Origin of the sequence: Azospirillum brasilense (assembly GCF_008365405.1) — a bacterium.
Taxonomy (GTDB): domain Bacteria; phylum Pseudomonadota; class Alphaproteobacteria; order Azospirillales; family Azospirillaceae; genus Azospirillum; species Azospirillum brasilense_D.
Window position 1 is genome coordinate 126242 of record NZ_QOKV01000014.1, and the last position, 26115, is coordinate 152356.

Genomic DNA, 26115 nt, shown 5'->3' on the forward strand with positions numbered 1-26115 from the left:
TCCTGGCAAGGGGAGATCACGCATGGCGGTCAACGATGGGCTGTCACGCCTCGTGGCGCGCGCGCAGCCGCGCCACCGCACCACCACGGAGTTCGTGGAGGCGACGCTGCGCGAGGCGATCCTGACCGGGGTCATCGCGCCGGGCACGCCACTGCGGCAGGAGGAGTTGGCGGAAACCTTCGGGGTCAGCCGCATGCCGGTGCGCGAGGCGCTGCGCCAATTGGAGGCGCGGGCGCTGGCCGAGTTCCACCCGCACCGCGGGGCGGTCGTCGCGGAAATCTCGGCGGCGGACGGCGCCGACATCGGGGCGATCCGCATGGCGCTGGAGCCGATGGCGCTGCGCCTGTCGCTGCCCGGCCTGACGGCGGCGGACCTCGATCAGGCGGAGGAGCTGATTGCGGAGATGGACGGGGAGGCCGATCCAGGGCGGATGGGGGAGCTGAACCGGCGCTTCCACATGACACTCTACGCGCGGGCCGGGCGGCCCCGGCTGCTGGCGCTGACGGAGCAGCATCTGTTGGCCGCCGACCGCTATCTGCGCTTCCAGTTCGCGGCGCTGGGCTACCGGCCGCGATCGCAGGACGAGCACCGAGTGCTGCTGGCGGCCTGCCGGGCGGGGGACGCAGATACCGCCTGCCGGCTCGTCACCGAACATGTCGGGCAGGCGGCGGAGCAGCTTACGGCGTTTCTGGAGGCGCGCGAGGCGGGGTAAACCCCCGCTTCTACTCGACCCCCTCGAACGGATCGCCCTTCAGGCTGGCGCTGAAGCCCAGATACTTCCAGGTCGTCAGCATGTGATCCGGCAGCGGCGCCGTCACGTCGATCATCCGGTTGCCGCCGCGCGGGTGCGGCAGGATCAGGCGGCGGGCGTGCAGGTGCAGCTTCTTCTGGACCTCGGCGCCCGGCAGATAGGCCCCCTGCCCGGCGTATTTGCCGTCGCCCAGGATCGGCGTGCCGATGGCGTTCATGTGGACGCGGAGCTGGTGGGTGCGCCCCGTGCGCGGCCACATGGCGACGAAGGCCGCTTGCTTGCCCAGATTCTCCAGCACCGAGTAGTAGGTGACGGCACGCTTGCCGTCGTCCTCGTCGCCGGCCACCCGCTCGCCCTGCGGCCCGCCTTCCTTGGCCAGCGCGAGGTCGATCTTGCCCTGGTAGGGCTTCGGCACGCCGACCGTGGCGGCCCAGTAGATCTTGCGCACGTCGCGGCCGCGGAACTGCTCCGTCAGCTTGGACGCCGCGAAGGTGTTGCGCGCCAGCAGCAGGACGCCCGAGGTGTCCTTGTCCAGCCGGTGCACCAACTTGGGCCGCTCCTTCGCGTCGAAGCGCAGGGCGTCCAGCATGGCGTCGAGATGCTTGGTGGTGTTGGTGCCGCCCTGAACGGCGAGGCCGGCCGGCTTGTTCAGCGCGATGACGTCGCCGTCCTTGAAGAGAACCAGCGCCTGGAGCGCCGCGATGTCCTTGTCCGACATGGCCGGCTTCTTCGGCGCGGGGGCCGCGGGGGCGCCCTCCGGCTTGGCCCACTCGGCCAGCGGCGGGATGCGGATGGACTGGCCGGCGGCGAGCCGCGTCGAGGTCTCCGCCCGCTTGCCGTCGACGCGGATCTGGCCGGTGCGCAGCAGTTTCTGCAGATAGCCGTGACCCACGTCGGGGAAATGGCGCTTGAACCAGCGGTCGAGGCGGACGTCGGCCTCGTCGGACGTCACGGTCCGGGTTTCCACGCTGGGGGACTTGTTCTCACTCATCAAACGGGCACCGAAACAAGAGAACGCACGACCGCGAGGCCGGCAAAGAAACCCGCGATGGTCAGCACCATCGAGGCCAGGATGTAACCCGCCGCCGCCGGCAGGGCGTTCCGCTCCACCAGCAGACCGACATCGAGCGTGAAGGAGGAGAAGGTCGTGAATCCCCCCAACACCCCGACCATCAGCAGCGCCCGCAACTCCGGCGAAGGCGACCACACCAGTGCGGCCAGCTCCGCCAGCGCGCCCATGGTGAAGCAGCCTACGGCGTTCACGATCAGGGTCCCATAGGGAAACTGCGTGCCCAACCAATGGCCGACCGCCGTCATCAGCAGATAGCGCGCCATGGAACCGACGGCCCCACCGACGGCAACCGCGGCGAGCGTGGACGGTGATGCGATCACGGAACCTCCGGAACGGACGGGACGACGGGCATCCCGCGCGGATTAGAGCCAGAAATACAGCGGTTTGTCACGCGCCGGGCGCGTCAACCCCGCCACCCCGGTCGCCCACCCCGAAGATCCAGCCCTCCTGCCGCCGGGTGCGGTCGTCCAGAACCGGCGGGCTCCAGACCTCCTCCCGCCCGGCCAGCCAGCGCAGCCCAGCCGCGGAGACCAGCGCGTCCGCGTCATGGTCGGTCACCGCCCCGGACAGGCCGGCGGGCGGCGCGCCGAGGACGGCCAGCGCGGCGTCGACCGCCGCCCCGTCACGGATCTTGCGAAGACCGAAGCCGGCGCGGATGAGGAACAGGCGCGGGTAAATCTCGCAAAAGACGGTGCGCCCCGGCCCTGGCGGTTCGAAAGGCCAGACCGCCACCCGATCCGGCGCCGCCCGCTTCAGGGCGCGCAGCATCCGCATCCCGGCCAGCCCGCCCTTCCCCACCTGCTTGGCGCCGATCAGCTTGTAGGGGCTCTGCGGGCTGCCGTAGCCGTCGGCCCGGCACAACCGCTCGGTCAGCCGGTGCGGGTCGCGGTACCAGTCCGGCTGCGTCCCGGCGCGCCAGAAGTCGGCGCCATAGTCGGGGTGCGCCGCGAAGCCACCGCCGGCGAAGTCCGGCTCTGCCCCGGCCACCGCCTCCACCCGGTCCCACAGGTCGAAGGCCGTCGCCGCGTCGGGGTCCGGGAAGTAGCGTCCGGCCACGTCGAAGGGCAGCGAGAAGGCGCAGTCGATCCCGACCAGCGCCGGCCCGCGCTCCAGCCCGTCGAGCAGCCAGTCGTACACGGCGCTGCGCGACCATTGCCGCTCCGTGGGCGCGACGATCCGCGGCGGCCCCTCCGCGCCGCATTCCGCGACGGCGACGCCGGCGTAGCGCTTGCCCACGGCGCCCGACCAGTCGATGGCGACGAAGCGCGTGAAGGCCGGAATCGCGTCCCCCGTCGTCATGCCCGATCGCCCCGATCCAATTTCACCAAGCTGAAAACCGAACGTCCAACAATCAGCACAGGATCATTGCACTTGGAGTGCCCGCATGCCCACCCGCAAGATCGCCGGCCTGCTCGCCGCCGGCCTGACCCTGGCCGCCGCCCCGGCGCGGAGCGCCCCGTGCCTTGACATCGCGAGCGTCCAGCGGTCCGCCGACCCCGACCGCAACACGGCGGAGGGCGGGCACCTCGCGCGGCACATTCCGGGCGCGGTGCCGCCTTCCGAGGCCGTGCAGAGCGTCGGCACGCCGATGTTCGCCGATCACCGGTCCTGGGACGCCGCATGGCGCGCCCTGACCGGCTATCCGGGCGAACTCCTGTGCGGCGAGGAGCTTGGCGGCACCCAGTTCGGCAAGACGCTGAACGTGCGGGTGCCAGCGCTGTGGTGCGGGGAAACCGACGGCGCGGGGCGCTGCGTTCGCGCGCAGCCCTTCACCAGCGAAACCGTGACCTATGTGTTCGAGGTTTCCGGTCCCCCGGAAGCCCCGGCCTGGATCCTCGCGACCGCCTACCCGAAGCCATGAGGCGCGCCTACTCCTCGCCCTCCGCGGCCTTGCGGTCGCGCAGTCGCGCCCAATAGTCCTGGCGCTTCTTGATCTCGCGCTCGAAACCACGCTCCACCGGCTGGTAGAAGGCCCGCCGCGGCATGCCCTCCGGGAAGTAGTTCTGGCCGGAGAAGCCGTCCGCCGTGTCGTGGTCGTACTCGTAGCCCTTGCCGTAGCCGATCTGCTTCATCAGCTTGGTCGGGGCGTTCAGGATGTGCTTGGGCGGCATCAGGCTGCCGGTTTCCTTGGCGGCGCGCACCGCGCTCTTGTAAGCGGTGTAGCCGGCGTTCGACTTCGGCGCGGTTCCCAGATAGATGACCAGCTGGGCGATGGCGAGTTCGCCCTCCGGGCTGCCCAGCCGCTCGTAGGCCTCCCAGGCGGCGGTGGCCTGCGCCAGCGCGTTGGGGTCGGCCATGCCGATGTCCTCCACCGCGAAGCGGGTCAGCCGGCGGGCGATGTAACGCGGGTCCTCCCCGCCCTCCAGCATGCGGGCGTACCAGTAGAGCGCCGCGTCGGTGTCCGACCCGCGCAACGACTTGTGCAGCGCGCTGATGAGGTTGTAGTGCCCCTCCTGCGCCTTGTCGTAGAGCGGGGCGCGGCGTTGAATGGCGGTGGCGAGCGCGTTGTTGTCGAGAAGCCCGCCGTCCTCCGGCACCGGCAGGGCGAACAGTTCCTCGCAGAGATTCAGGCAGAAGCGCCCGTCGCCGTCGGCCATCGCCTTCAGCGCCGCACGCGCGTCCGGCGTCAGCGGCAGCGGACGGCCCATCTCCGCCTCGGCCCGCGACAGCAGCTTCTCCAGCGCCGCGTCGTCGAGCCGGTTCAGCACGAAGACCTGGGCGCGGGACAGAAGCGCCGCGTTCAGCTCGAAGGACGGATTCTCGGTGGTGGCGCCGACCAGCGTGACGGTGCCGTCCTCCACATAAGGCAGGAATCCGTCCTGCTGTGAGCGGTTGAAGCGGTGGATTTCGTCGATGAACAGCAGCGTGCCCTGCCCGGCCGCGCGCCGCGCTTTGGCCGCGTCGAACACCTTGCGCAGATCGGCCACGCCGGAGAACACCGCCGACAGCGGTTCGAAATGCAGATCGGTGGACAGGGCCAGCAGCCGCGCGATGGTCGTCTTGCCGCAGCCGGGCGGCCCCCACAGGATCATGGAGGCCAGCCGGCGCGCGGCGACCATGCGGCCCAGCGGGCCGTCGGGCTTCAGCAGATGCTCCTGCCCGACCACCTCGCCCAGGCTGCGCGGGCGCAGCCGGTCGGCCAGCGGGCGGGGGGCGCCCGCCTCGAACAGGCCGCCGGAGGCACCGGAGGCGCCGCGCTTGCTCATCGCCGATCCACCGATCGCACCGGACCGGTCACTGGTTGGTGGGCGCGCCGCAGCGCTGGTAGCACATGCGCAGCGAATGCTGGCAGTTGTCGGTCGGCGAGAAGATGCCGCCGCGGTCCGGACGGTCGAGCCCGCTCTGCACGCGCGCGGCCACGGAGTCCATGCAGGAGTTGTTGCTGCGCTCGCACTGGGTCCGGCAGGAGTCGTCGCTGCCGACGCCGCCGTCCAAGCGAAGCGACGGGTCTTCGACCCCGCGGGCCGGGCGCGAGGCCGCCGGCGATCCGGAGGGGGCCGCTGTCGGGGCCGTGGTGGAGGCCGCCGGAGCACCGCCCACGGCGGCGCCGGACGAACGCCCCGGCGCGTCCGCGCAGGCGGCGAGCGCAACCAGGGCGAGGGCCAGCACCGGCCCCAGAATGAGTTTCGGACGGAACATCTCGGCTTTGACTCCCATTGTTCTTGCGTGACCCCGGACGTTGGCGGATGGTCCCCCGCATTGGACCATGCCGCGGGCTCGGCGCCCACTATGCCGGGAACGCAAGCGATAAGGGAATGCCTCAAATGAGTCCCAACAATCCCGGCCCGACGCCGCGCCGCCGGACATCGACCACCATCTTCGTGGCGCTCCTGATCGGCGGCCTGCTGCTGCTCGTCGTGCGCATGCTCGCCATGCCCACCGTCAGCGCCGGCGAGGTCGTCCTGCCCCTGCTGGCCGGCATCGGCATGGCGCTGGCCATCGGCGTGATGGTCATGCGGGACCGCCGCGAGCGCAACGCCCTGCCCCCATCGGAGCGCGACCGCCAGGACCGTGGCATGCCCGATTGATTTTGGCCGGACTGACTGCGGGTTTGCGAGTGACGCGCGGGGCAAGCCCCGCGCCGCTCACACGAATTTGAAGCTGAGCAATCCGCCGATGATGATGACCAGCAGAACGGTCGTCACCAGCATCAGCCGCTTCTCGATGATGTCGCGGACCTGCGGCCCGTAGAAATGCAGCAGAATCGCGATCATGTAGAATCGCGAGAATCGTGCGACGATCGAGCACAGGATGAACACCGTCAGGTCGAGGTGCGCAAATCCCGCGGTGATCGTCAGCAATTTGTAGGGTATGGGCGTGATGCCCTTGAGGATCAGGAACCAGGGGCCGAATTCGGCGAACATGTCCTGGAAGCGCTGGAACGACTCCTGCGCGTTGTAGAGGTCGATGATCAGCCGTCCGACGCTCTCGAACAGATAGAACCCGACCGCATAGCCGAACAGCCCGCCGATCAGCGAGGCCAGGGCGCAGATGTTGGTGTAGCGCCAGAGCTTCTTGGGCTCCGCCAGACACATCGGCACCAGCATGATGTCGGGTGGCAGAGGAAAGAAGGAGCTTTCCGCGAAGGAGACGCCGGACATCCACCAGACGGCGTCCTTGCGGGCGGAGAGCTTGAGAATCCGGTTGTAGAGAGGTTTCAGCATACCGCGCGCGCGGCGCCCTCCCGAAGTGACGGAGCCCGAAAACCGGAAACCCTCCCTCCGGGGGTGAACCCGAAGGGAGGGCCGGTCGGTCACCTATATCGTCGTCCGCAGCCCGGTGGGCAACGGCGACGATTAGATTTCACGAAAACTCAACCGGGGGCTCAGCCCTCGGCCTCGACTTCGTCCTTGATCTCCACCGGGCCGGAATCCTGGCCCTTGGCGGCGACATCGCGGTCGACCAGTTCGATCACACCCATGGCGGCAGCGTCGCCGTAGCGGAAGCCGGCCTTCAGGACGCGGCTGTAGCCACCCTGGCGGTCCTTGTAGCGGTCGGCCAGGACGGTGAACAGCTTGGTCACCATCGCGTCGTCGCGCAGCTGCGCGAAGGCGAGACGGCGGTTGGCGAGGCCACCCTTCTTGCCGAGCGTGATCAGACGCTCGACGATCGGGCGCAGATCCTTGGCCTTCGGCAGGGTCGTCTTGATCTGCTCGTGCTTGATCAGCGCGTTCGCCATGTTCGAGAACATGGCCTTGCGGTGGCTGGTGGTCTTGCTGAACTTACGTCCGGAAACGCCGTGACGCATGACGGTCCTCCTTCATGGCGTGGCCCCCCTCGGGGAGCCGGTGGTGAACCCGACCGCCCAGTCGTTCGAGCTGGTACGGCGCGGGGCGGGCCGGTTGGTGGCCCTGGGAAACATACTGCCCCCTCCCCGGTCCTCCCCCGCTCTCGCGGGAGAGGGAGCTTGTCCCCTCTCTCGCCGAAGGCGGGGGAGGGTCAGGGAGGGGGCAATGGAACGTTCGAGACTTAGTACGGCTCTTCCAGACGCTTGGCCAGCTCTTCGATGTTCTCGGGCGGCCAGTTCGGGATTTCCATACCGAGGTGCAGACCCATCTGGGCCAGCACTTCCTTGATCTCGTTCAGCGACTTGCGGCCGAAGTTCGGGGTGCGGAGCATCTCCGCCTCCGTCTTCTGCACCAGATCGCCGATGTAGACGATGTTGTCGTTCTTCAGGCAGTTGGCCGAACGGACCGACAGTTCCAGCTCGTCCACCTTGCGGAGCAGGTTCTTGTTGAACGGAACCTCCTCGTGCTTCTCCTCGGCGACCGCGTGGGTCGGCTCCTCGAAGTTGATGAACAGCTGCAGCTGGTCCTGGAGGATGCGGGCGGCCAGGGCCACCGCGTCGTCCGGCTTCACGGCGCCGTTGGTCTCGACGACCATCGACAGGCGGTCATAGTCGGTGACCTGCCCGACGCGGGCGTTGTCGACCTTGTAGGAGATCTTGCGGACCGGCGAGAACAGCGCGTCGACCGGGATCAGGCCGATCGGGGCGTCCTCCGGACGGTTCTGGCTGGCCGGGACGTAGCCCTTGCCGGTCTCGACCGTCAGTTCCATGTTCAGGCGGGCGCCGTTGTCCAGCGTGCAGATCACGAGGTCCGGGTCCATCACCTGGATGTCCGCGCCGGTCTCGATCATGCCGGCCTTCACCTCGCCGGGGCCTTCGGCGCGCAGGCGCATGCGCTTCGGGCCGTCACCGCCCATGCGCAGACCCATCGACTTGATGTTGAGGACGATGTCGGTCACGTCCTCGCGCACGCCGGGGATCGAGGAGAACTCGTGCAGCACGCCGTCGATGTGGATCGCCGTGACGGCCGCACCCTGCAGCGAGGAGAGCAGCACGCGGCGCAGCGCGTTGCCGAGCGTCAGACCGAAGCCACGCTCCAGCGGCTCGGCCACGACGGTCGCCACGCGGTCGGCGTCGTCACCGGGCTGGATGTCCAGCTTGTTCGGCTTGATCAGTTCCTGCCAGTTCTTCTGAAGAGCCACGGTATTACCTCATGCCATCGGGGTGGACACACGTCCGCGGGGACCGGCCGTTCCCATCCGATGGCGCCGCGATGGCTGCGGCGCCTGTCCCGGAACGGCGGGTCCCCGCGGGTGCGGAGTAGCGATGCTTCTTAGACGCGACGCTTCTTCGGCGGACGGACGCCGTTGTGCGGAATCGGCGTGACGTCGCGGATCGAGGTGATCTGGAAGCCGATCGACTGCAGAGCGCGCAGCGCCGACTCACGCCCCGAACCCGGACCCTTCACCTCGACCTCGAGGGTCTTCATGCCGTGCTCCTGGGCCTTGCGGCCCGCGTCCTCGGCGGCGACCTGGGCGGCGTAGGGAGTCGACTTGCGCGAACCCTTGAAGCCCATCGTGCCCGACGACGACCAGGCGATGGTGTTGCCCTGCGCGTCGGTGATGGTGATCATCGTGTTGTTGAAGGAGGCGTTCACGTGAGCGACGCCGGCGGTGATGTTCTTGCGCTCGCGACGACGAAGACGCTGCGAAGCGGCTGAGGGCTTGGCCATGGTCCGTGCGTCCTCTTACTTCTTCTTGCCGGCGATCGGCTTGGCCGGACCCTTGCGGGTGCGGGCGTTCGTGTGGGTGCGCTGACCGCGGACCGGCAGGCCCTTGCGGTGACGCAGGCCACGGTAGCAGGCCATGTCCATCAGACGCTTGATGTTCATGGCGACCGAACGGCGCAGGTCGCCCTCGACGCGGTAGTCGGCGTCGATGGTCTCGCGGATCTTGAGGATCTCGTCGTCCGTGAGCTGGTTCACACGGCGCTCCGCCGGGATCTCCAGCTTCGTGCAGATTTCCTTGGCCTTGAAGGGGCCGATGCCATGAATGTAGGTCAACGCAATCTCCACGCGCTTCTGCGCGGGGATGTTGACGCCAGCGATACGCGCCACGCCTGCTCTCCTCGATATCTCAACGGCAGCCCTCATGGGCCGCCTACACACCGATTGATCCCCGATCCGGACGCCGAGGCCCGAAGGCCAAAAGGCAAAACACGGATACGGGACGCACAATGTCTCCCGCCGGGCCGGTTGGGCCGCGGGAGGGTGCGACTATAGAAAAAGCCGGAAATCTGTCAAGGCTGTTCTGCGGCGTTACCGTGCTTTTCCCGATGCCCGACCATTGTGGGGAGGCGGACCGCGGTTGACAAGCCGGACGGCAGAAATTGAGATGCGCGGGCCCGCCCCGAACGGCACATATCAGAAGGCAGTCCCATGACCCGCAAAGGCATCCCCTTCCGGCGCTTCCGCCTGACCAAGATCGTCGCCACGCTGGGGCCGGCCACCGCCACGCCGGAGATGATCCGCGCGCTGTTCGAGGCGGGCGTGGACGTCTTCCGCCTGAACTTCAGCCACGGCACGCACGAGGACCACGGGCAGCGCCTCGCCACGCTGCGCGCCCTGGAGGCGGAACTCGACCACCCGATCGCCGTGATGGCCGACCTCCAGGGGCCGAAGCTGCGGCTGGGCACCTTCGCCGACGGCCCGGTCGCCGTGGGGCCGGGGCACCGCATCCGCCTCGACCTCTCCACCGAGCCGGGCGACGCGACCCGCGTCGGCCTGCCCCACCCGGAGATCTTCGCGGCTCTGGAGCCGGAGGCGGAGCTGCTGGTGGACGACGGCAAGGTCCGCCTGCGCGTCGTCGCTTGCAGCCCCGACCACGCCGATTGCGTCGTGCTGTCCGGCAGCCGCCTGTCCGACCGCAAGGGCGTGAACGTGCCGGGCGTCGTCCTGCCGCTCTCGCCGCTGACCGCGAAGGATCACGAGGATCTGGCCTTCGCCCTGGACCAGGGGGTGGACTGGGTGGCGCTGTCCTTCGTGCAGCGGCCGGAGGACGTGGCGGAGGCGCGCAAGCTGGTCGCCGGGCGGGCCGCCCTGCTGTCGAAGATGGAAAAGCCGCAGGCCATCCAGCATCTGGAACGCATCGTCGAGCTGTCGGACGGCGTCATGGTCGCCCGCGGCGATCTCGGTGTCGAGATGCCGGCGGAGGACGTGCCGAGCATCCAGAAGCGGATCATCCGCGAATCGCGCAAGGCCGGGAAACCGGTGATCGTCGCCACCCAGATGCTCGAATCGATGATCGGCTCCCCGGCGCCGACCCGCGCCGAGGCGTCGGACGTGGCGACCGCTGTCTATGACGGGGCGGACGCGGTGATGCTGTCGGCGGAGACCGCGGCGGGCACCTACCCCATCGAGGCGGTGTCGATGATGGACCGCATCGCCCGCCGGGTCGAGCAGGACCCGCTCTACCGCACCATCACCGACGCCCAGCACCCCGACCCGCAGAAGACCTCCACCGACGCCGTCACCGCGGCGGCGCGGCAGGTCGCCCACACCATCCAGGCCGCTGCCATCGTCACCTACACCACCAGCGGCTCGACCACGCTCCGCGCCGCCCGCGAGCGGCCGGAAGTGCCGATCATGTGCCTGACCTCCAGCCTGGAAACGGCGCGGCGGCTGCAACTCGCCTACGGGGTGCACAGCGTGCATTCCGCCGACGTGGCCGACTTCAACGAGATGGTCCAGAAGGCCGCCCGCTGCGCCTACGAAGATGGGTTGGCGGTGGAGGGGCAGCGCCTGGTGATCACCGCCGGCGTTCCCTTCGGCACCCCCGGCAACACCAACATCCTGCGCATCGCCTGGGTGGACGCGCAGTGAGGCATCGAGCGGACCTCAGGCGGTGGCACGCTCCGCCGGCGCGACGCGGGGAAAGCGCAAGGTGAAGGCCGTGCCGCGGCCCGGCGCGCTGTCGAGCGCGATGCGGCCCTTCAGCTTGCGGGTGGCGATGTTGTAGACGATGTTCAGGCCCAACCCGCTGCCGCCCGTTCCACGGCTGGTGGTGAAGAAGGGCTCGAACACCTTCCCGTGGAGTGCGGGCGGGATGCCGCGTCCGTCGTCGGCGTAGACCAGCTCGACCTCGTCGGCACCCACCGAGCGCACGGCGACGCGCAGCGTCCCGTGCTGCCCCGGCGCGTAGCCGTGAATGATCGAGTTCATGACAAGGTTGGTCAGCACCTGGCTGAGCGCCCCCGGATAGCCGTCGATCAGCAGATCGGCCGGGCAATCCACCTCCACGCCGTGGGCCGCCCGCTTGATCCGGACGCCCAGGCTGCGCAGGACCTCGTCGATGTAGTCGCGCAGATCGAAGACGCGGCGCTCCTCGCTCGCCTGATCGACGGCGATCTGCTTGAAGCTTTGGATCAGCTGGGCGGCGCGGTCGATGTTCAGCAGCATCAGGTGCGCCGCCTCCCCCGCCATGTCGAGGAAATCGGCGAAGTCGGGCCGGCGCAGCGTTCCCGCCTCGAAGTCACGACGGATCAGGCGGGTGCGCTCCGCCACCAGCGAGGCGCCGGTCAGCGCGATCCCGATGGGTGTGTTGATCTCATGCGCCACCCCTGCCACCAGGGAGCCGAGCGCCGCCATCTTCTCGGACTGGATCAGATGGGCCTGCGCCTCCTTCAGGTCGCGGAGCGCGCGTTCGGCCTCCTCCCGCGCGGCGTGGGCGCGCTCCTCCGCATGGACGCGGTCCGACACGTCGGTGTGCGAACCGACGATGCGGAACAACTCGCCGTCCGGACCAAGAACACGGATGGCGCGGCTCAGCATATGGACCACGGTGCCGCGCTTGTGGCGGAAGCGCAGGATGAATTGGCATTCGCCCATCGCGCCGTTGATCAGGTCGCGGGCCATCCGGGCCGACAACTCGCGATCCTCGGGCAGGATCAGCTCGGTCCAGCGGGCGGCGGTGTTGACCATCTCGTCCTCGCCATAGCCGAGCATCCCCCACCAGTAGGGCGACAGCCACAACTCCCCCGTGCGCAGGTCCCATTGCCAGATCCCCTCCCGCGCGGCGCGGATGGCCAGTTCGAACAGCTCCCGGCTGGCGATGATCTCCCGCTCGGCGTTCCGCCGTTCTGTCACGTCGGTGTAGGTGACGACGAAGCCGCCGTCCGGCAGGGGCCGGGTCAGACATTCCACCACCTGCCCGTCGGAGCGGGTGCACTCCCAGGCCCGCTCCGCCGTCGCGGGCCGGGCCGGCAGCGGCTCCGCCAAGGCCAAGGGAGGGCCGATGTCCGGCAGGGAGGCGGGCAGACTGTCGGGGCGCGCGTTCCCCTGCCCGAAGGCCAGCCCCTCCCCGACCCGCCCGGCGATGGCAGCGTAGGACGTGTGGTAGCGCAGGAATTCCGGCTCCAGCCCCAGAAGCTCCGCGGCACGCCCGTTCCAGGCAACCAGCCGAAGCCCCTGGTCGAAGGCCATCACCCCCTGGCCCAGCCCGTTCAGAACCGCCCTGGTCTGATCCCATAGCGCTTCGAGCGCCTGTTCGGTCCGTTTGCGGGCGGAAATGTCGCTGATGCAGGCGAGCATGGCGTCCTCGCCCCGGAAACGGAACCGCCGGGCGGAGACCATCGCCCAGAGATCGCTGCCGTCGGGCCGGCACAGCCGGGTTTCGAAGCCGTCCACGCCACCCGCCCCGTCGCGCAGGGCGGTGAGCAGCCGTTCCCGTTCGATCGGATCGGTGTAGTAGGCCTTGGCGAAGCTGCGCCCCACCACGTCGTCGAGCGGCACCTCGAACAGCGCGCCGGCCGGTTGGTTGACCGCCATCACCAGACCATCGGACAGCCGCGTCACCACCAAGGGAACGGCGATGGCCTGCGTGATCGCCCGCTCCGCCTCGCCCGCCCGGTCGCCCAGCAGATCCTCCAGGCCGATGAAACCGGTCTCGTCCGGCGGTCCCGCCAGGGCCCCGCCGTCGGCGAGGGTCAGCACCAACTCGCCGCCCTCGCCCTCCGCCGGGATCAGCGTCGAGCGCCCGCAACCGGAGGGAGCCACGAGCACCACCGATTGTCCGGAGCGCAGCCGGTCCACCGCTGCGGCCGCGTCCTCACACGCCGGAACCGCCGCCAGGAGAGCATCCAGGCCGTCCCCTGGACAACCGCCCAGCGACGCCTGGAACGCGGCGTTGGCCCAGATCAGGCGCCCGTCGGCATCGAAGCGGGCAAGGCCGGCAGCGGCCATCCGCGAACACTCCCATTCATTCCGGCACCGAGTCCATCCGTACCGAATTCATACAAAATGAATCTACACCAGATTATCGCAGCCGCACCATGGCACCTCCCGCATTCCTGCATGCGCACCCATGTTCTAGCCTCCGCCACCCCCTGGCCCGGAAGGACCGACCGCCGCATGCCCGAGTTTGCCGCCTACGGCGGGCTGTTCCTCACCGCGTTCCTCGCCGCGACCATCTTCCCGGCCCAATCGGAAATCCTTCTGGTCGGCATGCACGCCACCGGCAATTACGACCATCTGGCGCTGCTATTGTTCGCCACGGTGGGAAACGTGCTGGGGTCGATGGTCAACTGGGCGCTCGGGCGCTACCTGATGCACTTCCAGGACCGCCGCTGGTTCCCGGTTCCGGCCGCCATGGTGGCGCGGGCCACCCGCTGGTACCAGCGCTTCGGGGTCTGGTCCCTGCTGCTGGCCTGGATGCCCTTCATCGGCGATCCGCTGACGCTGGTGGCCGGCATCCTGCGGGTGGACATCCGGGTGTTTTTGCTGCTGGTCACGGCGGGCAAGGCCGCCCGCTACGCGGTGCTGGTCCTGGCGATGTGAGCGTCCTACATTCACCCCATGGATGACCAGACCGCCCTTGCGGAGGATGCACCCGTCTGCGCCTCCCCCCTGCGGCGCCGGCTGTGGCTGGCGCTGGGCTACGCCGCGGTCGGGCTGGGCATCGCGGGGACCGTGCTGCCGCTCCTGCCGACCACCCCGTTCCTGCTGCTGGCCGCCGGGGCCTTCGCCAAGAGCAGCCCGGCGCTCCGCGACCGGCTGTACCGCGACCCGCGCTTCGGCCCGCTACTGCGCGGCTGGCAGTCCGAAGGGGCGATCCCCCGCAAGGCGAAAGCGGCGGCGCTGGTCGGCATGAGCGCGAGCTGGGCGATCGTGGCGCTGACCGCCGGCCCGCCGCTGGTTCCCATCCTGGCGGGGACCTGCATGGCGGCGGTGGCCGTCTACATCGTCACCCGTCCCTCCCCGTCCCGGCCGGGACCGCAGGATGCGGCGCCCGACGGTGCGGAGGCGGAGGATGGCGGAAACGTTTCCGCATTGCGAAACGAAGCTTGAGCCAATCGGCTGATGGACGTATTACAGCCGGGAATCCGGCCGGTCACCGGCGCCGCTGAAAAATCCTTATGATCCATAGGGATTTTTCAAATCCGTTCTCGTCTTGATCCCGATCAAGAGGCGCTCGGGTCCTGTCCGCTATTGTCCGGTCTTGCGTCCCTATCCGGAGCCAAGGCAGACGATATGCCAGACGGAAGCGCTGTCACGCCGGCGAAAATCCAGTTTTTCGAGAGCCAGAAGAAGATCCACCCGAAGGCCGTCTCCGGACGCTACCGGCGCTGGAAGACCATCCTGACCTGGGTGCTTCTGGCGGCCTTCTTCATCGCCCCCTGGATTCGCTGGGAACGCGGCCCCGACGCGCCGGCCCAGGCGGTGCTGTTCGACCTGACGACGCCGCGCTTCTTCATCTTCTGGATCGAGATCTGGCCGCAGGAAATCTACTACCTCACCGGCGTCCTGATCGTGGCGGCCCTGGGGCTGTTCCTGGCGACGGCGCTGGCCGGGCGCGTCTGGTGCGGCTTCACCTGCCCGCAGACGGTGTGGACCGACCTGTTCGTCTGGATCGAGCGCGCCTTCGAAGGCGACCGGGCGGAGCGCATCCGCCTGGACAAGGCCCCCTGGACCGCCAGGAAGGTCCTGCGCAAGACCGGCAAGCACGCCGGCTGGCTGGCGCTGTCCGTCATCACCGGCTTCGGCTTCGTCGCCTTCTTCACCGACGCGCCGCGCCTGGCCGTCGATCTGCTGACCTTCGACGCGACCTACGAGGCGGCGGGCTTCTTCGCGCTGTTCGCGGGCATGACCTACATCATGGCCGGCTGGACGCGCGAGCAGATGTGCTACTACATGTGCCCGTGGCCGCGCATCCAGACCGCGATGCTGGACGAGCACAGCCTCGTCGTCACCTACGACACGCTGCGCGGCGACACCCGCGGCCCCAAGCGCAAGTCGCAGAGCTGGGACGAACGCCGGACCAAGGGCTTCGGCGACTGCATCGATTGCGGCCAGTGCGTGCAGGTCTGCCCGGTCGGCGTCGACATCCGCACCGGCGAGCAGGCGGACTGCATCAATTGCGGCCTGTGCGCCGACGCCTGCGACAACATCATGGTGTCGCAGGAGCTGCCGAAGGGGCTGATCCGCTTCGACAGCCTGGCCGCCCAGGACACCCGCGCCCAGGGCAAGACCTACCAGTGGCGGCTGATCCGCCCGCGCACCATCGTCTACGGCCTGCTGATGCTGGTGATCACCGGCGCCATGGCCTGGAGCTACGCGTTGCGTCCGCGGCTGGACATCGCCGTGCAGCGCGACCGCGCCCCGCTGTTCGTCACGCTGCAGGACGGCACCATCCGCAACGCCTACACCTTCAAGGTCTCCAACAAGACCCGCCAGGACCGCTCCTACACGCTGGCCGCCGCCGGCATCGCGGGCGCCGAGGTGAAGGTGGTGGGCGAACGCGACGAGGACAGCGGCAGCGCGGTCAGCCACATCTCCGCCTCCCCGGACAGCGTGGCGACCTACCGCGTCTACGTCACGGTGCCGCGCGACTCCGTGCCGGACACCTCCACCCCGGTCACCTTCCAGCTCACCGACACCAACAACAACGACCGGGACAGCTACAAGAGCGTGTTCCTGGGGCCGGGCAGCAAATAACCCTGCCGGACATTCCATAAGGACAACCGCCCATGACCTCCGCAAAGCCCGCCCGCATCGGCATCGTCACCGTGTCCGACCGGGCCAGCCAGGGCATCTACGAGGACAAGGGCGGCCCGGCCATCCGGGCGGAGCTGGAGCGCATCGTCGCTTCCCCCTGGGAGCCGGTGGCTCGCGTCATTCCCGACGACCGCGAGGGCATCGCCGCCACCCTGATCGAGCTGGCCGACCGGGAGCGTTGCGACCTGATCGTCACCACCGGCGGCACCGGCCCTGCCCCGCGGGACGTGACGCCGGAGGCGACGGAGCAGGTCTGCGAAAAGATGATGCCCGGCTTCGGCGAGCTGATGCGGACGGTCAGCCTGACCGTGGTGCCGACCGCCATCCTGTCTCGCCAGACTGCGGGAATCCGCGGCGGCAGCCTGATCGTGAACCTTCCGGGCAAGCCTTCGGCCATTCACGACTGCCTGATGGCGGTCTTTCCGGCAATTCCGTATTGCCTCGATCTGATCGGCGCGGCGCGCATCGACACTGACCCATTGGTCTGCAAGGCATTCCGCCCGAAGCCCTGAACTTTCGCCTATACCCTTTTTGCGCGTGCGGAGAGGAATACCATACGCATGGCCATGTTGCCTTGCGGGAACCCATGCTCACCTTTTTCGTTCGAGGGGAGCGGGGTCCCCGATCAAGGTGAGCCAGCCATGCTGTTCGATTTCGAGCCTTCGGGCATCAACGACACCTATCTGCGCCTGACCCGGCGCGGTGTTTCCTGCATCGTCGCTCCGGCGGGGGCGTGGAACGGGTTGCTTCGGGTCAACTACATCGTCGCCGGATCGCCCGGCGGCGCCGATCCGCACATGATCTACCGCTGCCTGGACATCGGGTGGGACGACGGGCGCTTCTGCTGGAAGGGCCGCGCCGCGCCGGTGATGACCACCTCCGCCATGGTGGACATCCTGCAGGAACGCGGGCTCGTCACCAGCGGCGAGGCCGAGCGGTTGCTGTTCGGCATCAACAGCCCGGCGTCGGGCGGTTCGTCGGACGAGACGCTGATCGCCCGCGCCATGCTTCTGGGCTGCACCTTCTCGCCCATCTACGAGGACGCGCCGCTGAGCAGCGGTCCGCCGCGCGTGGGCGGTTTCGCCCTGCGCACCCTGGCCGATCCCGGCGCTTTCGTGCTGACGGCCCGCGATGGGCTTCCCGTGCTGGACGCGCCCGCCCGCGACGCGCTGAAGCGCCTGATGGCCGAAAACGGCATCACGGTCTGACCGCGGCTTTTTCTCCAACGCGCCAGATTTTTGTTTGGAGGGTTTCTATTTGACGGCGGTCAAAGAAGGGTGACCGCCCCCGGCGCAGTGTGACGGCATGACCGATGCCTCCAACGCGCGGGGAACGCCATGACCAGTTCCGTTGCCGACCAGCCGGACCGTCCGCCGGTCCCCCTGATCTTCGCCTATGGGTTCCGGCCCTTCTTCCTGCTCTCCGGCCTTGCCGCGCCCGTCCTGCTGGCCGCCTGGATCGCCGTTCTGGCGACCGGGTCCTGGCCGGACAGCGCCGTCCCGGCGGCCTCCTGGCACGCGCACGAGATGCTGTTCGCCTTCGTGGTTGCCGCGGTGGCCGGTTTCCTGCTGACCGCCGTGCCGAGCTGGACGGGGACCAAGGCGCTGGCCGGCTTGCCGCTGGCCGGCTTGACCGGGCTGTGGCTGGCCGGGCGGGTGGCGCTGCTGCCCTTCATCGGCGTGCCGTTGCCGGTTGCGGCCATCCTCGACCTCGCCTTCCTGCCGGCGCTCGGCGTGGCTCTGGCCGGGCCGCTGGTGGCGGCGGGCAAGATCCGCAACACCGCCTTCCTCGCCCTGCTGGGCCTGCTGACAGCCGCCAACCTGCTGTTCCATCTGGACTGGCTGGGCGTGTTGTCCGGCGGGACCGCGCTGGGTGAGACGCTGGCCATCGGCGTCGTGCTGATGATGATCGCGGTGATCGGCGGGCGCATCGTCCCGGCCTTCACCCGCAACGCCCTGCGGCTGCGCGGGCTGGACGGCACCGTCGTCTCCCGCCCCTGGGTGGAGAAGGTGACGCTCGTCTCGACCCTGCTGATGATCCCCGCCGACCTCGCTCTGCCGGGCACCGCCATCGCCGGTCTGCTGGCGCTCGTCGCGGCGCTCGCCCACGCCCTGCGGCTGGCCGGTTGGCAGCCGGCGAAGACGCTCGACCAGCCGATCCTGTGGGTGCTGCATCTCGGCTACGCCTGGGTGCCGGCGGCGCTGGCGCTGAAAGCCGCGCATCTGCTGGGGGCGGGCGTGGAAAGCTCCGCCTGGGTCCATGCGCTGACCGCGGGGGCCTTCGCCACGATGATCCTGGCGGTGATGACGCGGGCCACGCTCGGCCACACCGGGCGGATGCTGGTGGTGACCCGCCCGACCGTGGCCGGCTACATCCTGTTGACCGCTGCCGCGCTGCTGCGGGTGCTGGCGCCCGAGCTGCCGGGCGGCCTCTACTGGACCGCCCTGGAGGGCGCCGGCGCTGCCTGGATCGCGGCCTTCGCCTGCTACCTGTACGTCTACGCGCCCATTCTGCTCGCCCCGCGGGCCGACGGCCGCCCCGGCTGAGACCCACCGGGCTGGGAGAGGCCCATGGCGCGCGGGCTGCGTTTCCCGATGAGGCTGGTGGCGAAGCGGCGCTGGAGATCCTCCGGATCACGGAAGATCTCCGCGCAGCCGGCCTTGCGCAAATCCTGCTCCGCGAAGCCGCCGCACAGAACGCCGACCACGGTCAGCCCGGCCCGCCCCGCCGCCTTGGCGTCCCAGGGGCTGTCGCCGACCACCACCGCCTCCTCCGCCGGCAGGCCTAGCCTTTCCAACGCCGCCTCGAAGATGTCCGGATGGGGCTTCGACCGTTCCGCGTCGTCGGACGAGGTCTCCACGTCCACCAAGTCCTCGATCTCCGCCGCGCGCTTGTAGCGCTCCAGCTCGTCCCCCTTGGCGGAGGAGGCGAGCGCGATGCGCAACCCCTCGGCGTGAAGATGCTGGAACAGGCCGCGCACCCGGCGGAAGCCGCGGACCTTCGGCATGTACTTGCGGGCGAACAGCTCGTGCCGGAAATGGTCCAGCTCGTCCTCGATGCGGTCCAGATCCTTCTCCGGCACGAAGACCGGCATCAGCTGGTCGCCGCCCTTGCCGATCTGGGAGCGCACCGCGTCGAACTCCGCGTGGTAACCGAAATGCCGGATCGCCTCCACCCAGGCGTGGGCGTGCAGATCCACCGAGTCGACCAATGTGCCGTCCACGTCGAAAATGACGGCCTTCAGAACGCCGCTCATCGCCGCCTCCTCACCATGGGTTGCCCGTGTCTTTGGGGGTATTCCTTCTCGAACAGGCGGCACGGCACGGCGTTCCTCGGGACGGTGTGCAGTGCGATAGAATTTGTCACATGGACCCGTCATAGCTGTGATCCGTTCACCCCCTACACAGATTGGGAAGAACGGACATGCCCAAGACGTTGAAGAGCTACGCCTCGCTGATCGGTCGCGCCCGCCACGCCGTCCGACGCTTCAACCGCCGTCGCGCCCGCCGTGTGCCGATGGAGCATCTCGACCTCGGCCTGTTCCAGAGCGACATCCGGTTGTAGCACCCTCTTAAGGATAGGGACCTGCCAACCGGAGGCGCTCCCTTCACGCTCCGCGATCGCGCTCCGCCATAGGACTTCCCCTCCGTCCTAGGCGGGCAAGCTGAATGTTTCCGCCGGAACCGGCGCGCTATCGTCGCCCCGCCCATCCAGCGGAGCGCCAGTCCCCATGACCGCAAATTTCGAGTCCGCCAGTTTCGAAGACCAGTATTTCTCCGGCGCCGCCCTTTACGGCGACGACTTCGACGCGGCGCGGATCGCCGGCTGGTACGGAGTCGAGGCTCGGGACCCGGCGGCGGAGTTCGCACGCACCGCGCCCGAGAGGCCCGGCTACCGCTACGAATACCACGCGCTGAACCACCGCCACGCCTTCCGCTTCCTGGCCGGGCGGCGCTTCCGGCAGGCGCTGGCCTTCGGCTGCGCCGCGGGGGACGACGTGGCGCCGATCGCCGGGCAGGTGGACCGCTTCCTGGCCGTGGAGCCCATCGAGCGCTTCTGGCGGACCGACATCGCCGGCACCCCCGCGGAGTACCGCCGGCCCAGGCTGGGCGGGCGGATCGACTGCGCGGACGGGGCAAACGACCTGACCGTCTGCCTGCACACGCTGCACCACATCCCGAACGCCGGCGCCCTGCTCGCCGAGTTCGCCCGCGTCACCGCCCCCGGCGGGCTGTTCATCCTGCGCGAGCCGATCAGCACCATGGGCGACTGGCGCCAGCCCCGCCGCGGCCTGACCGCGAACGAGCGCGGCTTCCCCGTGCAATGGCTGGAGGAGCGCTTCGCCCGGCTGGGCTTCACGGTGCGGCAGCGCCGCTTCTGCTCCTTCCCGCTGACCGAGCGGCTGGGGCCGCTGATGGGCGTCCCCCTGCCCTACGGCAACCCGCTGCTGGTGCGGCTGGACGAGGCCGCCTGCGCGCTGACGCGGTGGAACATCGCGTACCACCGCGACTCGGTCCGCAAGAAGTTCGCCCCCGGCGCCGTCTATTACGTGCTGGAGCGCGCTAAGACGACGCCAGCGCGTCCGTGAAGGTCGCGGCGTCGACGTTGCCGCCGCTCAGCACCACCGCGACGGTGCGGCCCTCCGCCGGCAGCTTGCCGGTCAGCACGGCGGCCAGCCCGACCGCCCCGCCCGGCTCGACCACCAGCTTCAGCACGGTGAAGGCGTAGGCCATGGCGGCCTTCACCTCGGCGTCGGTGACGGCAAGGCTGCCGGACAGCAGGGTCTTCATCACCGGGAAGGTCAGGGCGCCCGGCGTCGGGGTCAGCAGCGCGTCGCAGATGGAACATTGCCCGGCGACGTTCTCCACCCGCTCCCCGGCGGCCAGCGAGCGCGCCACGTCGTCGAAGCCCGCCGGCTCCGCCGCCCACAGGCGGGCGCCGGGAAAGCTGTGGCGGACCGCCGTGGCAACCCCGGACATCAGCCCCCCACCGCTGCACGGCGCGATCACGTCGTCGGGAACCGCGCCGATGGCCTGTGCCTGGGCGGCGATCTCCAGCCCGACCGTGCCCTGCCCGGCCATGATCTGCGGGTGGTCGTAAGGCGGCACGGTGGCCGCACCCCGCTCCTCCGCGATGGCCGTGGCGATGCCTTCGCGGCTTTCGGTCCAGCGGTCGTAGAGCACCACCTCGGCGCCGTAGCCGCGGGTGTTGGCGATCTTCAGGGCCGGGGCGTCGCTGGGCATGACGATGACGGCGGGCATGCCCAGCAGCGCCGCCGCGGCGGCGACGCCCTGGGCGTGGTTGCCCGACGACCAGGCGACCACCCCGCCCCGGCGCTCCTCCGGCGTCAGTTGGGACAGGCGGTTGAAGGCGCCGCGGAACTTGAAGGAGCCGCTGCGCTGAAGAACCTCCGGCTTCAGCAGCACCCGCCCGCCGACCCGCTCGTTCAGCAGGGCGTTCTCCAGCAGCGGCGTGCGCACGGCGAAACCGTCCAGCCGCGCCGCGGCCTCCACGATGTCCTGATGGCCGATGACGAAGGAACTCGAAGCGGGCATGGCTCAGCGGCCTCCGGAGACGTTGAGAAGGGCGCCGGTCACGTAGGACGCGGCGTCGGACAGCAGCCACAGCACGGTCTCGGCGACCTCATCCGCCGTCCCGGCGCGCCCGGCGGGCGGGATCAAAGCGGGGTTGTCGAGCCGGTTGCCTTTGCCGGGAATGATCTGGATGTCGGTGTCGATCAGGCCGGGCCGCACGCAATTCACGCGGATGCCCTCCTTCGCCACCTCGCGGGCGAGGCCGACGGTCAGGCTGTCCACCGCCCCTTTGCTGGCCGCATAACCCACATACTCGTTGGGCGAACCCAGCACGGCGGCGATGGAGCCGACGTTGACGATGCCCCCGCCCTTCCCGCCATGGCGGGTGGACATGCGGCGCACCGCCTCCCGCGCGCAGAGGACCGCGCCGGTCACGTTGATGTCCAGCATCCGGCGCAGGTCGTCCGGCGCGGCCTCGTCGAGCCGCCCGTAGGGGCCGATGATTCCCGCGTTGTTGACCAGCCCGGCGGTGGGACCGAAGCGGTCCTCCGCCGCGTCGAACAGGGCGCGGATGTCCTCCTCCCGCGCCGCATCGCCCTTCACCGCCTGGGCCTGCCCGCCGGCCTCGCGGACCGCCGCCACGGTGGCTTCCGCCGCCGCGGCGTTGCCGATGTAGGAGAAGGTCACGGCATAGCCGCGCTGCGTCGCCATCCGGGCGACCGCCGCCCCGATGCCTCGGCCGCCCCCGGTGACGACCAGCGATTTGGGTGTCGATGACATGGTTTCTCAGCCCTCCAGAGGGTTGCCGGCCAGCCGGTCGAAAATCCGGGCGAGCGCGCCGTCGCCCTCGCGCCCCAGCCCCGCCGCAGCGGCCATGGTGAAGAGTTGCAGGGCGGAGGCGGCCAGCGGCGTCGGAACGGTCATTCGCCGCGCGGCGTCCATCACGGTGCCCAGATCGGTCCCGACGATGCCCAGCGGCCGTTGCGACGGGATGTGGAAGGGACCGGCGGCGAGAATCTCGGCCAGCCGCTGCGGATCGACCCCGGCGCGGACACCGAAGGCAGTGGCCTCCGCCACCGCGGCGGCGTGGATGCCGGTCAGCATCTGCTCCACGGCCTTCACGGCGGAACCCTGACCGTGCTCCGTGCCGACGCGGTGCAGCGTGCCCGACGCGGCGGCGATCAGGTCGGCCGCCCGCGCGAAGGCGTCCTCGGGGCCGGAGGCCATCACCACCATGCGCCCCTCCGCCGCGCGCACCGGGCCGCCGCCGACCGGCGCGTCCAGCATCAGCAGGTCCCGCTCGGCGAGCCGGCGCCCGACCGCGGCGGCCATGTCCGGCGGGACGCTGGTGGACAGGACGACCACGCCGCCCTTCGCCAGGGTCCCGGCCACGCCCTCGGCGCCGAACAGCACCTCCTCCGCCTGCTCCGCCGTGGCGACCAGGACGATGACGCGGTCGACCCGGCGCCCGACGTCGGCGGGCGATCCCGCGGCCTCCCCGCCATGGGTGACGAGGCTCATGCATTTGGCGGCGTCGAGGTCGCAGCCGACGACCCGGAAGCCGGCGCGGAGCAGCGACAGCGCCACACCCATGCCCATGGAACCGAGCCCGACGACGCCCGCGCTGCGGGCCGGTTCCAATGCGTCGCTCATGATCCCCCCTGCGGACGCGCTTGCGTCTCTCCGTGGCCCGTTGCGACTGGCCGTTGCCTCGGAGTGTCGGAGGAGCGGCGGGGAGCGTCAAGTGGCGGATGGCTCAGGCCCGTATCCGCTTCGGCACGCGGAGCAGCACCCACAGCACCAGCAGATGCGCTCCCATCCAGGCCAACGCCGCCGCGGGCATCAGCAGGTCCGGCGCCGTGCTGGCCGCGGCGACCCGCAGCGCGGCGGACAGCCCGACCAGAGCGATGGCTGCGGTGGCGGGCCGGGAGAAGTCCGGCGGCATCGCCTCGCGCTGCAGGGTCGCGCGCACCATCATGGAGGCGGCCAGCGTGCCCAGCGCGCCAGCCCCGATGACGTGCCAGCCCGCCCCGCCGGTCAGCGGAGCCAGCCGCTCGACGCCCAGGAACAGCCAGCCGAGCCCGAGCCAGCCGTACCCGAGATGGAGGCTCCACAGGTCCGGACGCTTCAGCACGGCGCCGGTCCGCCAACGCGCCAGACGCGCCCAGGCGGTCACCCCGGCCAGCGCGGCGCCCGCCGCCCCGATCCAGGGCAGCGGACCGGTCGTCACTCCGGCGGCCACGGTCAGGGCGGCCAGCACCGCCCCGGCGACGCCCGCCCATTCCAGGCGCGGCTGCACCCGCTCCACCAGTGTCCCGCCCTGCTTGCGGACTTCTCCCGCCGTGGCCGACGGGATGATTCGCCCGCCCATCACCAGCATCAGGATGCCGACGAGATGCAGCGCGAACAGCGCGCCCGTCCGCCCACCGTCGCCGCCCCACCAGACCAGAGTCTCGGCCAGCGCGAAGGCGCCGATCACTGGGCCGAACAGGATGTTGTGGCCACTCTTGGCGGCGCGCAGGAAGGGCACGCCGGCGATCACGAACAGCGCCACCGGGTAGGCCAGCGCCAACGGAGCGGCGACTTCCGGCGGCAGGCCGGCCAGCACCGCCAGCCGCCCGGCCAGCCACGCGGCGAAGGCGACGGTCAGCGCCACGCCGGACGGCCGCGTCAGCAGGAAGCCGCCGACCACCGCCAGCGCGTAGCCCATCAGCATCTCGTGCGCGTGCAGCGCCGGGGTCCAGCCGATGCCGAGCCAGCCGAAATAGCCGGCCACCCACAGCGGCACGCTGAGCGCCCCGTAGAGCGCGGCGGCGGGGAAGAACAGGCGGTGCCCCCACGGACGCTGAGGGGGCGGCGGGACGAAGGCGCTCATGCGGCGACGACAGCAGAAGCGGCGGTGGCGGGGCGCAGATGCTCCTCGCCCCAGGCCTTCAGCGCCAGGATGATGGGCTCCAGGCTCTGCCCGCGCGGCGACAGGCTGTATTCGACGCGCGGCGGCACCTCCGCATAGACGGTGCGGACCAGCAGCCCGTCCGCCTCCAACTCGCGGAGCTGGGTGGTCAGCATGCGCTGGGTGACGTTCGGCACGCGGCGGCGGATCTCGTTGAAGCGCAGCGTGCCGTCCAGCAGATGATAGAGGATCAGCCCCTTCCACTTCCCGCCGATGAGAGCGAGCACGCCCTCCACCGGGCAGCCCGGCGAGCAATCCAGGTTGGCGTGGGGAACGCGGGCCATGACGGTATCCTTTTCGACACTATGTGCGTTTCATGTGCATTCTTGCGCCCCGGTGCTGCAAGGCGCAAGTCTGTCGGCAGAGCACACCACGCCGCAACAAGCATAAGGACTTGAGGCCATGCGCGCCGTCGCCTTCACCCGATCCCTGCCCATCGACGCCCCCGACGCCCTGATCGACGTCGAGCGTCCCCGCCCCGAACCCCAGGGCCGCGACCTGCTGGTCGAAATCAAGGCCGTCTCGGTCAACCCCGTGGACACCAAGGTCCGCCGCAACATGCCGCCGGCGCCGGGCGCCATGAAGGTGCTGGGCTGGGACGCCGCCGGTGTCGTGGTCGCCGTCGGGCCGCAGGCCACGCTGTTCAAGCCGGGCGACGCCGTCTTCTACGCCGGGGCCATCAACCGCGACGGCACCAATGCCGAGTTCCATCTGGTGGACGAGCGCATCGTCGGGCCGAAGCCGGCCAGCCTCGACTTCGCCCAGGCCGCGGCATTGCCGCTGACCAGCATCACGGCGTGGGAAGCCATGTTCGACCGGCTGGACGTGCGCCGCCCGGTGCCGGGGGCGGCGAACGCCATCCTGATCGTCGGCGGGGCCGGCGGCGTCGGCTCCATCGCCATCCAACTCGCCCGGCAGCTGACCGACCTGACGGTCATCGCCACCGCGTCCCGCGAGGAGACGCAGGCCTGGTGCCGCGATCTGGGTGCCCATCATGTCATCGACCACCGCCAGCCGCTGGCCGCCCAGGTCGAGGCTCTGGGCATCGGCGCCCCGGCCTTCGTCTTCTCGACCAACGACACCGGCGCCCATCTGCCGGAGATCGCCGCCCTGATCGCCCCGCAGGGCCGCGTCGCGCTGATCGACGATCCGGCGGGGCTGGACGTCATGGTGCTGAAGCGCAAGAGCGTGTCGCTGCACTGGGAGTTCATGTTCACCCGGCCGCTGTTCGGCACCGCCGACATCGCCGCCCAGCACGCGCTGCTCAGCGAGCTGTCGCGCCTCGTCGACGCCGGCACCGTCCGAACGACGCTGGCCGAGACGTTCGGCGCCATCAACGCCGCCAACCTGATGCGCGCCCACGCCCTGCTCGAAAGCGGGCGGGCCAAGGGCAAGATCGTGCTGGCCGGCTTCTGATCCGCGCCTTGCCTTTTGGGCGGGGGGCGGTCAGTCTCCCTCCCCAATTTTCC

Annotated in this window: 30 protein-coding genes; 13 read left to right on the forward strand and 17 right to left on the reverse strand. The window is 69.9% G+C overall.

The window, feature by feature from the left end; all coding sequences use genetic code 11:
• The first annotated feature begins 22 nt into the window (after positions 1-22).
• Entirely contained in the window at positions 23-712 is a 690-nt protein-coding gene (locus DS837_RS20580) for a GntR family transcriptional regulator (RefSeq protein ID WP_149166459.1), read from the forward strand.
• A gap of 10 nt (positions 713-722) precedes the next feature.
• Here DS837_RS20580 and DS837_RS20585 read toward each other — a convergent pair whose 3' ends face one another.
• The 3 genes from DS837_RS20585 to DS837_RS20595 form a co-directional block, all read right to left on the reverse strand.
• Complete coding sequence (locus DS837_RS20585) at positions 723-1742, reverse strand: RluA family pseudouridine synthase (RefSeq protein WP_149166460.1); 1020 nt, start codon at positions 1740-1742, stop codon at positions 723-725.
• Positions 1742-2143 (reverse strand): fluoride efflux transporter CrcB, encoded by a 402-nt coding sequence (gene crcB, locus DS837_RS20590; protein ID WP_014240063.1) that lies wholly within the window; start codon positions 2141-2143, stop codon positions 1742-1744. Before crcB ends, DS837_RS20585 begins: the two co-directional genes overlap by 1 nt.
• 67 nt (positions 2144-2210) lie before the next feature.
• On the reverse strand, positions 2211-3122 hold the full coding sequence (locus tag DS837_RS20595) for a hypothetical protein (protein WP_149166461.1): 912 nt from the start codon (positions 3120-3122) through the stop codon (positions 2211-2213).
• Between the two features lie 85 nt (positions 3123-3207).
• Here DS837_RS20595 and DS837_RS20600 point away from each other — a divergent pair, with 85 nt between their 5' ends.
• Positions 3208-3684, forward strand: a complete 477-nt coding sequence (locus DS837_RS20600) for a hypothetical protein (protein ID WP_149166462.1) — start codon at positions 3208-3210, stop codon at positions 3682-3684.
• 7 nt (positions 3685-3691) lie between these two features.
• On the opposite strand, the gene DS837_RS20605 is transcribed toward DS837_RS20600, so the two are convergent.
• Positions 3692-5029, reverse strand: coding sequence for a replication-associated recombination protein A (locus DS837_RS20605; RefSeq protein WP_149166463.1), 1338 nt, complete (start codon positions 5027-5029; stop codon positions 3692-3694).
• A 28-nt stretch (positions 5030-5057) separates the two neighbouring features.
• On the reverse strand, positions 5058-5462 hold the full coding sequence (locus tag DS837_RS20610; protein WP_149166464.1) for a hypothetical protein: 405 nt from the start codon (positions 5460-5462) through the stop codon (positions 5058-5060).
• 125 nt (positions 5463-5587) lie between these two features.
• On the opposite strand from DS837_RS20610, the gene DS837_RS20615 reads away from it, so the two are divergent.
• On the forward strand, positions 5588-5851 hold the full coding sequence (locus tag DS837_RS20615; protein ID WP_149166465.1) for a hypothetical protein: 264 nt from the start codon (positions 5588-5590) through the stop codon (positions 5849-5851).
• A gap of 57 nt (positions 5852-5908) precedes the next feature.
• Here DS837_RS20615 and DS837_RS20620 read toward each other — a convergent pair whose 3' ends face one another.
• The 5 genes from DS837_RS20620 to rpsM all read right to left on the reverse strand — a co-directional run bounded on the left by DS837_RS20620 (position 5909) and on the right by rpsM (position 9226).
• Positions 5909-6487, reverse strand: a complete 579-nt coding sequence (locus DS837_RS20620) for a YqaA family protein (protein WP_149166466.1) — start codon at positions 6485-6487, stop codon at positions 5909-5911.
• A gap of 161 nt (positions 6488-6648) precedes the next feature.
• Entirely contained in the window at positions 6649-7071 is a 423-nt protein-coding gene (rplQ, locus tag DS837_RS20625; protein ID WP_094304321.1) for a 50S ribosomal protein L17, read from the reverse strand.
• Positions 7072-7292: 221 nt separating this feature from the next.
• On the reverse strand, positions 7293-8312 hold the full coding sequence (locus tag DS837_RS20630; protein WP_094304322.1) for a DNA-directed RNA polymerase subunit alpha: 1020 nt from the start codon (positions 8310-8312) through the stop codon (positions 7293-7295).
• Between the two features lie 131 nt (positions 8313-8443).
• Complete coding sequence (gene rpsK, locus DS837_RS20635; RefSeq protein WP_012974490.1) at positions 8444-8842, reverse strand: 30S ribosomal protein S11; 399 nt, start codon at positions 8840-8842, stop codon at positions 8444-8446.
• Between the two features lie 15 nt (positions 8843-8857).
• Positions 8858-9226: a 30S ribosomal protein S13 gene (rpsM, locus tag DS837_RS20640; protein WP_014240054.1), complete on the reverse strand. Its 369-nt coding sequence runs from the start codon at positions 9224-9226 to the stop codon at positions 8858-8860.
• 321 nt (positions 9227-9547) lie between these two features.
• On the opposite strand from rpsM, the gene pyk reads away from it, so the two are divergent.
• On the forward strand, positions 9548-10990 hold the full coding sequence (pyk, locus tag DS837_RS20645; RefSeq protein ID WP_149166467.1) for a pyruvate kinase: 1443 nt from the start codon (positions 9548-9550) through the stop codon (positions 10988-10990).
• Positions 10991-11005: 15 nt separating this feature from the next.
• On the opposite strand, the gene DS837_RS20650 is transcribed toward pyk, so the two are convergent.
• Complete coding sequence (locus DS837_RS20650) at positions 11006-13348, reverse strand: ATP-binding protein (protein ID WP_247890046.1); 2343 nt, start codon at positions 13346-13348, stop codon at positions 11006-11008.
• Between the two features lie 168 nt (positions 13349-13516).
• Between DS837_RS20650 and DS837_RS20655 the strand changes: the two genes are divergently transcribed.
• From DS837_RS20655 to DS837_RS20680, 6 genes are all read left to right on the forward strand, one after another.
• On the forward strand, positions 13517-13942 hold the full coding sequence (locus DS837_RS20655; RefSeq protein WP_149166468.1) for a YqaA family protein: 426 nt from the start codon (positions 13517-13519) through the stop codon (positions 13940-13942).
• 18 nt (positions 13943-13960) lie between these two features.
• Complete coding sequence (locus DS837_RS20660) at positions 13961-14452, forward strand: YbaN family protein (protein ID WP_149166469.1); 492 nt, start codon at positions 13961-13963, stop codon at positions 14450-14452.
• A 183-nt stretch (positions 14453-14635) separates the two neighbouring features.
• Positions 14636-16099, forward strand: coding sequence for a cytochrome c oxidase accessory protein CcoG (gene ccoG, locus DS837_RS20665; RefSeq protein ID WP_149166470.1), 1464 nt, complete (start codon positions 14636-14638; stop codon positions 16097-16099).
• A gap of 32 nt (positions 16100-16131) precedes the next feature.
• Positions 16132-16671: a molybdopterin adenylyltransferase gene (mog, locus tag DS837_RS20670; protein ID WP_149166471.1), complete on the forward strand. Its 540-nt coding sequence runs from the start codon at positions 16132-16134 to the stop codon at positions 16669-16671.
• A gap of 129 nt (positions 16672-16800) precedes the next feature.
• Positions 16801-17367 carry a hypothetical protein gene (locus DS837_RS20675; protein ID WP_035672839.1) on the forward strand — a complete coding sequence of 189 codons (567 nt, stop codon included), beginning with the start codon at positions 16801-16803 and terminating at the stop codon, positions 17365-17367.
• Between the two features lie 129 nt (positions 17368-17496).
• On the forward strand, positions 17497-18705 hold the full coding sequence (locus tag DS837_RS20680; protein WP_149166472.1) for an NnrS family protein: 1209 nt from the start codon (positions 17497-17499) through the stop codon (positions 18703-18705).
• Here DS837_RS20680 and DS837_RS20685 read toward each other — a convergent pair.
• The gene (locus DS837_RS20685) at positions 18657-19415 is read right to left on the reverse strand and encodes an HAD family hydrolase (protein ID WP_149166473.1); all 759 of its coding nucleotides are present in this window, start codon (positions 19413-19415) and stop codon (positions 18657-18659) included. The genes DS837_RS20680 and DS837_RS20685 overlap by 49 nt on opposite strands.
• A gap of 167 nt (positions 19416-19582) precedes the next feature.
• Between DS837_RS20685 and DS837_RS32130 the strand changes: the two genes are divergently transcribed.
• Both DS837_RS32130 and DS837_RS20690 read left to right on the forward strand, forming a co-directional pair.
• The gene (locus tag DS837_RS32130; protein ID WP_170295928.1) at positions 19583-19723 is read left to right on the forward strand and encodes a hypothetical protein; all 141 of its coding nucleotides are present in this window, start codon (positions 19583-19585) and stop codon (positions 19721-19723) included.
• A 166-nt stretch (positions 19724-19889) separates the two neighbouring features.
• Positions 19890-20747, forward strand: a complete 858-nt coding sequence (locus tag DS837_RS20690) for a class I SAM-dependent methyltransferase (RefSeq protein WP_149166474.1) — start codon at positions 19890-19892, stop codon at positions 20745-20747.
• On the opposite strand, the gene DS837_RS20695 is transcribed toward DS837_RS20690, so the two are convergent.
• The 5 genes from DS837_RS20695 to DS837_RS20715 form a co-directional block, all read right to left on the reverse strand.
• On the reverse strand, positions 20722-21714 hold the full coding sequence (locus tag DS837_RS20695; protein WP_149166475.1) for a threonine/serine dehydratase family protein: 993 nt from the start codon (positions 21712-21714) through the stop codon (positions 20722-20724). The two genes, DS837_RS20690 and DS837_RS20695, sit on opposite strands and share 26 nt — an antisense overlap.
• Before the next feature lie 3 nt (positions 21715-21717).
• Entirely contained in the window at positions 21718-22473 is a 756-nt protein-coding gene (locus DS837_RS20700) for an SDR family oxidoreductase (protein ID WP_149166476.1), read from the reverse strand.
• A gap of 6 nt (positions 22474-22479) precedes the next feature.
• The gene (locus DS837_RS20705; RefSeq protein WP_149166477.1) at positions 22480-23346 is read right to left on the reverse strand and encodes an NAD(P)-dependent oxidoreductase; all 867 of its coding nucleotides are present in this window, start codon (positions 23344-23346) and stop codon (positions 22480-22482) included.
• Between the two features lie 103 nt (positions 23347-23449).
• Positions 23450-24568 carry an NnrS family protein gene (locus DS837_RS20710; protein ID WP_149166478.1) on the reverse strand — a complete coding sequence of 373 codons (1119 nt, stop codon included), beginning with the start codon at positions 24566-24568 and terminating at the stop codon, positions 23450-23452.
• The gene (locus DS837_RS20715; RefSeq protein WP_149166479.1) at positions 24565-24930 is read right to left on the reverse strand and encodes a winged helix-turn-helix transcriptional regulator; all 366 of its coding nucleotides are present in this window, start codon (positions 24928-24930) and stop codon (positions 24565-24567) included. The genes DS837_RS20710 and DS837_RS20715 overlap by 4 nt, the downstream gene beginning before the upstream one ends.
• Before the next feature lie 118 nt (positions 24931-25048).
• Here DS837_RS20715 and DS837_RS20720 point away from each other — a divergent pair, with 118 nt between their 5' ends.
• On the forward strand, positions 25049-26062 hold the full coding sequence (locus DS837_RS20720) for a zinc-binding alcohol dehydrogenase family protein (protein ID WP_149166480.1): 1014 nt from the start codon (positions 25049-25051) through the stop codon (positions 26060-26062).
• Positions 26063-26115 lie beyond the last annotated feature (53 nt).

What these genes read in the sequence shown, in the direction of transcription:
- DS837_RS20710 (WP_149166478.1), bottom strand. Translation starts at nt 24,568, where the DNA reads ATGAGCGCCTTCGTCCCGCCGCCCCCTCAGCGTCCGTGGGGGCACCGC.
- mog (WP_149166471.1), top strand. Translation starts at nt 16,132, where the DNA reads ATGACCTCCGCAAAGCCCGCCCGCATCGGCATCGTCACCGTGTCCGAC.
- DS837_RS20715 (WP_149166479.1), bottom strand. Translation starts at nt 24,930, where the DNA reads ATGGCCCGCGTTCCCCACGCCAACCTGGATTGCTCGCCGGGCTGCCCG.
- DS837_RS20655 (WP_149166468.1), top strand. Translation starts at nt 13,517, where the DNA reads ATGCCCGAGTTTGCCGCCTACGGCGGGCTGTTCCTCACCGCGTTCCTC.
- DS837_RS20610 (WP_149166464.1), bottom strand. Translation starts at nt 5,462, where the DNA reads ATGTTCCGTCCGAAACTCATTCTGGGGCCGGTGCTGGCCCTCGCCCTG.
- ccoG (WP_149166470.1), top strand. Translation starts at nt 14,636, where the DNA reads ATGCCAGACGGAAGCGCTGTCACGCCGGCGAAAATCCAGTTTTTCGAG.
- DS837_RS20600 (WP_149166462.1), top strand. Translation starts at nt 3,208, where the DNA reads ATGCCCACCCGCAAGATCGCCGGCCTGCTCGCCGCCGGCCTGACCCTG.
- DS837_RS20690 (WP_149166474.1), top strand. Translation starts at nt 19,890, where the DNA reads ATGACCGCAAATTTCGAGTCCGCCAGTTTCGAAGACCAGTATTTCTCC.
- DS837_RS20595 (WP_149166461.1), bottom strand. Translation starts at nt 3,122, where the DNA reads ATGACGACGGGGGACGCGATTCCGGCCTTCACGCGCTTCGTCGCCATC.
- DS837_RS20675 (WP_035672839.1), top strand. Translation starts at nt 16,801, where the DNA reads ATGCTGTTCGATTTCGAGCCTTCGGGCATCAACGACACCTATCTGCGC.
- DS837_RS20685 (WP_149166473.1), bottom strand. Translation starts at nt 19,415, where the DNA reads ATGAGCGGCGTTCTGAAGGCCGTCATTTTCGACGTGGACGGCACATTG.
- pyk (WP_149166467.1), top strand. Translation starts at nt 9,548, where the DNA reads ATGACCCGCAAAGGCATCCCCTTCCGGCGCTTCCGCCTGACCAAGATC.
- DS837_RS20700 (WP_149166476.1), bottom strand. Translation starts at nt 22,473, where the DNA reads ATGTCATCGACACCCAAATCGCTGGTCGTCACCGGGGGCGGCCGAGGC.
- DS837_RS32130 (WP_170295928.1), top strand. Translation starts at nt 19,583, where the DNA reads ATGCCCAAGACGTTGAAGAGCTACGCCTCGCTGATCGGTCGCGCCCGC.
- DS837_RS20705 (WP_149166477.1), bottom strand. Translation starts at nt 23,346, where the DNA reads ATGAGCGACGCATTGGAACCGGCCCGCAGCGCGGGCGTCGTCGGGCTC.
- DS837_RS20720 (WP_149166480.1), top strand. Translation starts at nt 25,049, where the DNA reads ATGCGCGCCGTCGCCTTCACCCGATCCCTGCCCATCGACGCCCCCGAC.
- DS837_RS20650 (WP_247890046.1), bottom strand. Translation starts at nt 13,348, where the DNA reads ATGGCCGCTGCCGGCCTTGCCCGCTTCGATGCCGACGGGCGCCTGATC.
- DS837_RS20695 (WP_149166475.1), bottom strand. Translation starts at nt 21,714, where the DNA reads ATGCCCGCTTCGAGTTCCTTCGTCATCGGCCATCAGGACATCGTGGAG.
- DS837_RS20620 (WP_149166466.1), bottom strand. Translation starts at nt 6,487, where the DNA reads ATGCTGAAACCTCTCTACAACCGGATTCTCAAGCTCTCCGCCCGCAAG.
- DS837_RS20615 (WP_149166465.1), top strand. Translation starts at nt 5,588, where the DNA reads ATGAGTCCCAACAATCCCGGCCCGACGCCGCGCCGCCGGACATCGACC.
- DS837_RS20680 (WP_149166472.1), top strand. Translation starts at nt 17,497, where the DNA reads ATGACCAGTTCCGTTGCCGACCAGCCGGACCGTCCGCCGGTCCCCCTG.
- rplQ (WP_094304321.1), bottom strand. Translation starts at nt 7,071, where the DNA reads ATGCGTCACGGCGTTTCCGGACGTAAGTTCAGCAAGACCACCAGCCAC.
- DS837_RS20580 (WP_149166459.1), top strand. Translation starts at nt 23, where the DNA reads ATGGCGGTCAACGATGGGCTGTCACGCCTCGTGGCGCGCGCGCAGCCG.
- rpsK (WP_012974490.1), bottom strand. Translation starts at nt 8,842, where the DNA reads ATGGCCAAGCCCTCAGCCGCTTCGCAGCGTCTTCGTCGTCGCGAGCGC.
- DS837_RS20660 (WP_149166469.1), top strand. Translation starts at nt 13,961, where the DNA reads ATGGATGACCAGACCGCCCTTGCGGAGGATGCACCCGTCTGCGCCTCC.
- DS837_RS20605 (WP_149166463.1), bottom strand. Translation starts at nt 5,029, where the DNA reads ATGAGCAAGCGCGGCGCCTCCGGTGCCTCCGGCGGCCTGTTCGAGGCG.
- DS837_RS20585 (WP_149166460.1), bottom strand. Translation starts at nt 1,742, where the DNA reads ATGAGTGAGAACAAGTCCCCCAGCGTGGAAACCCGGACCGTGACGTCC.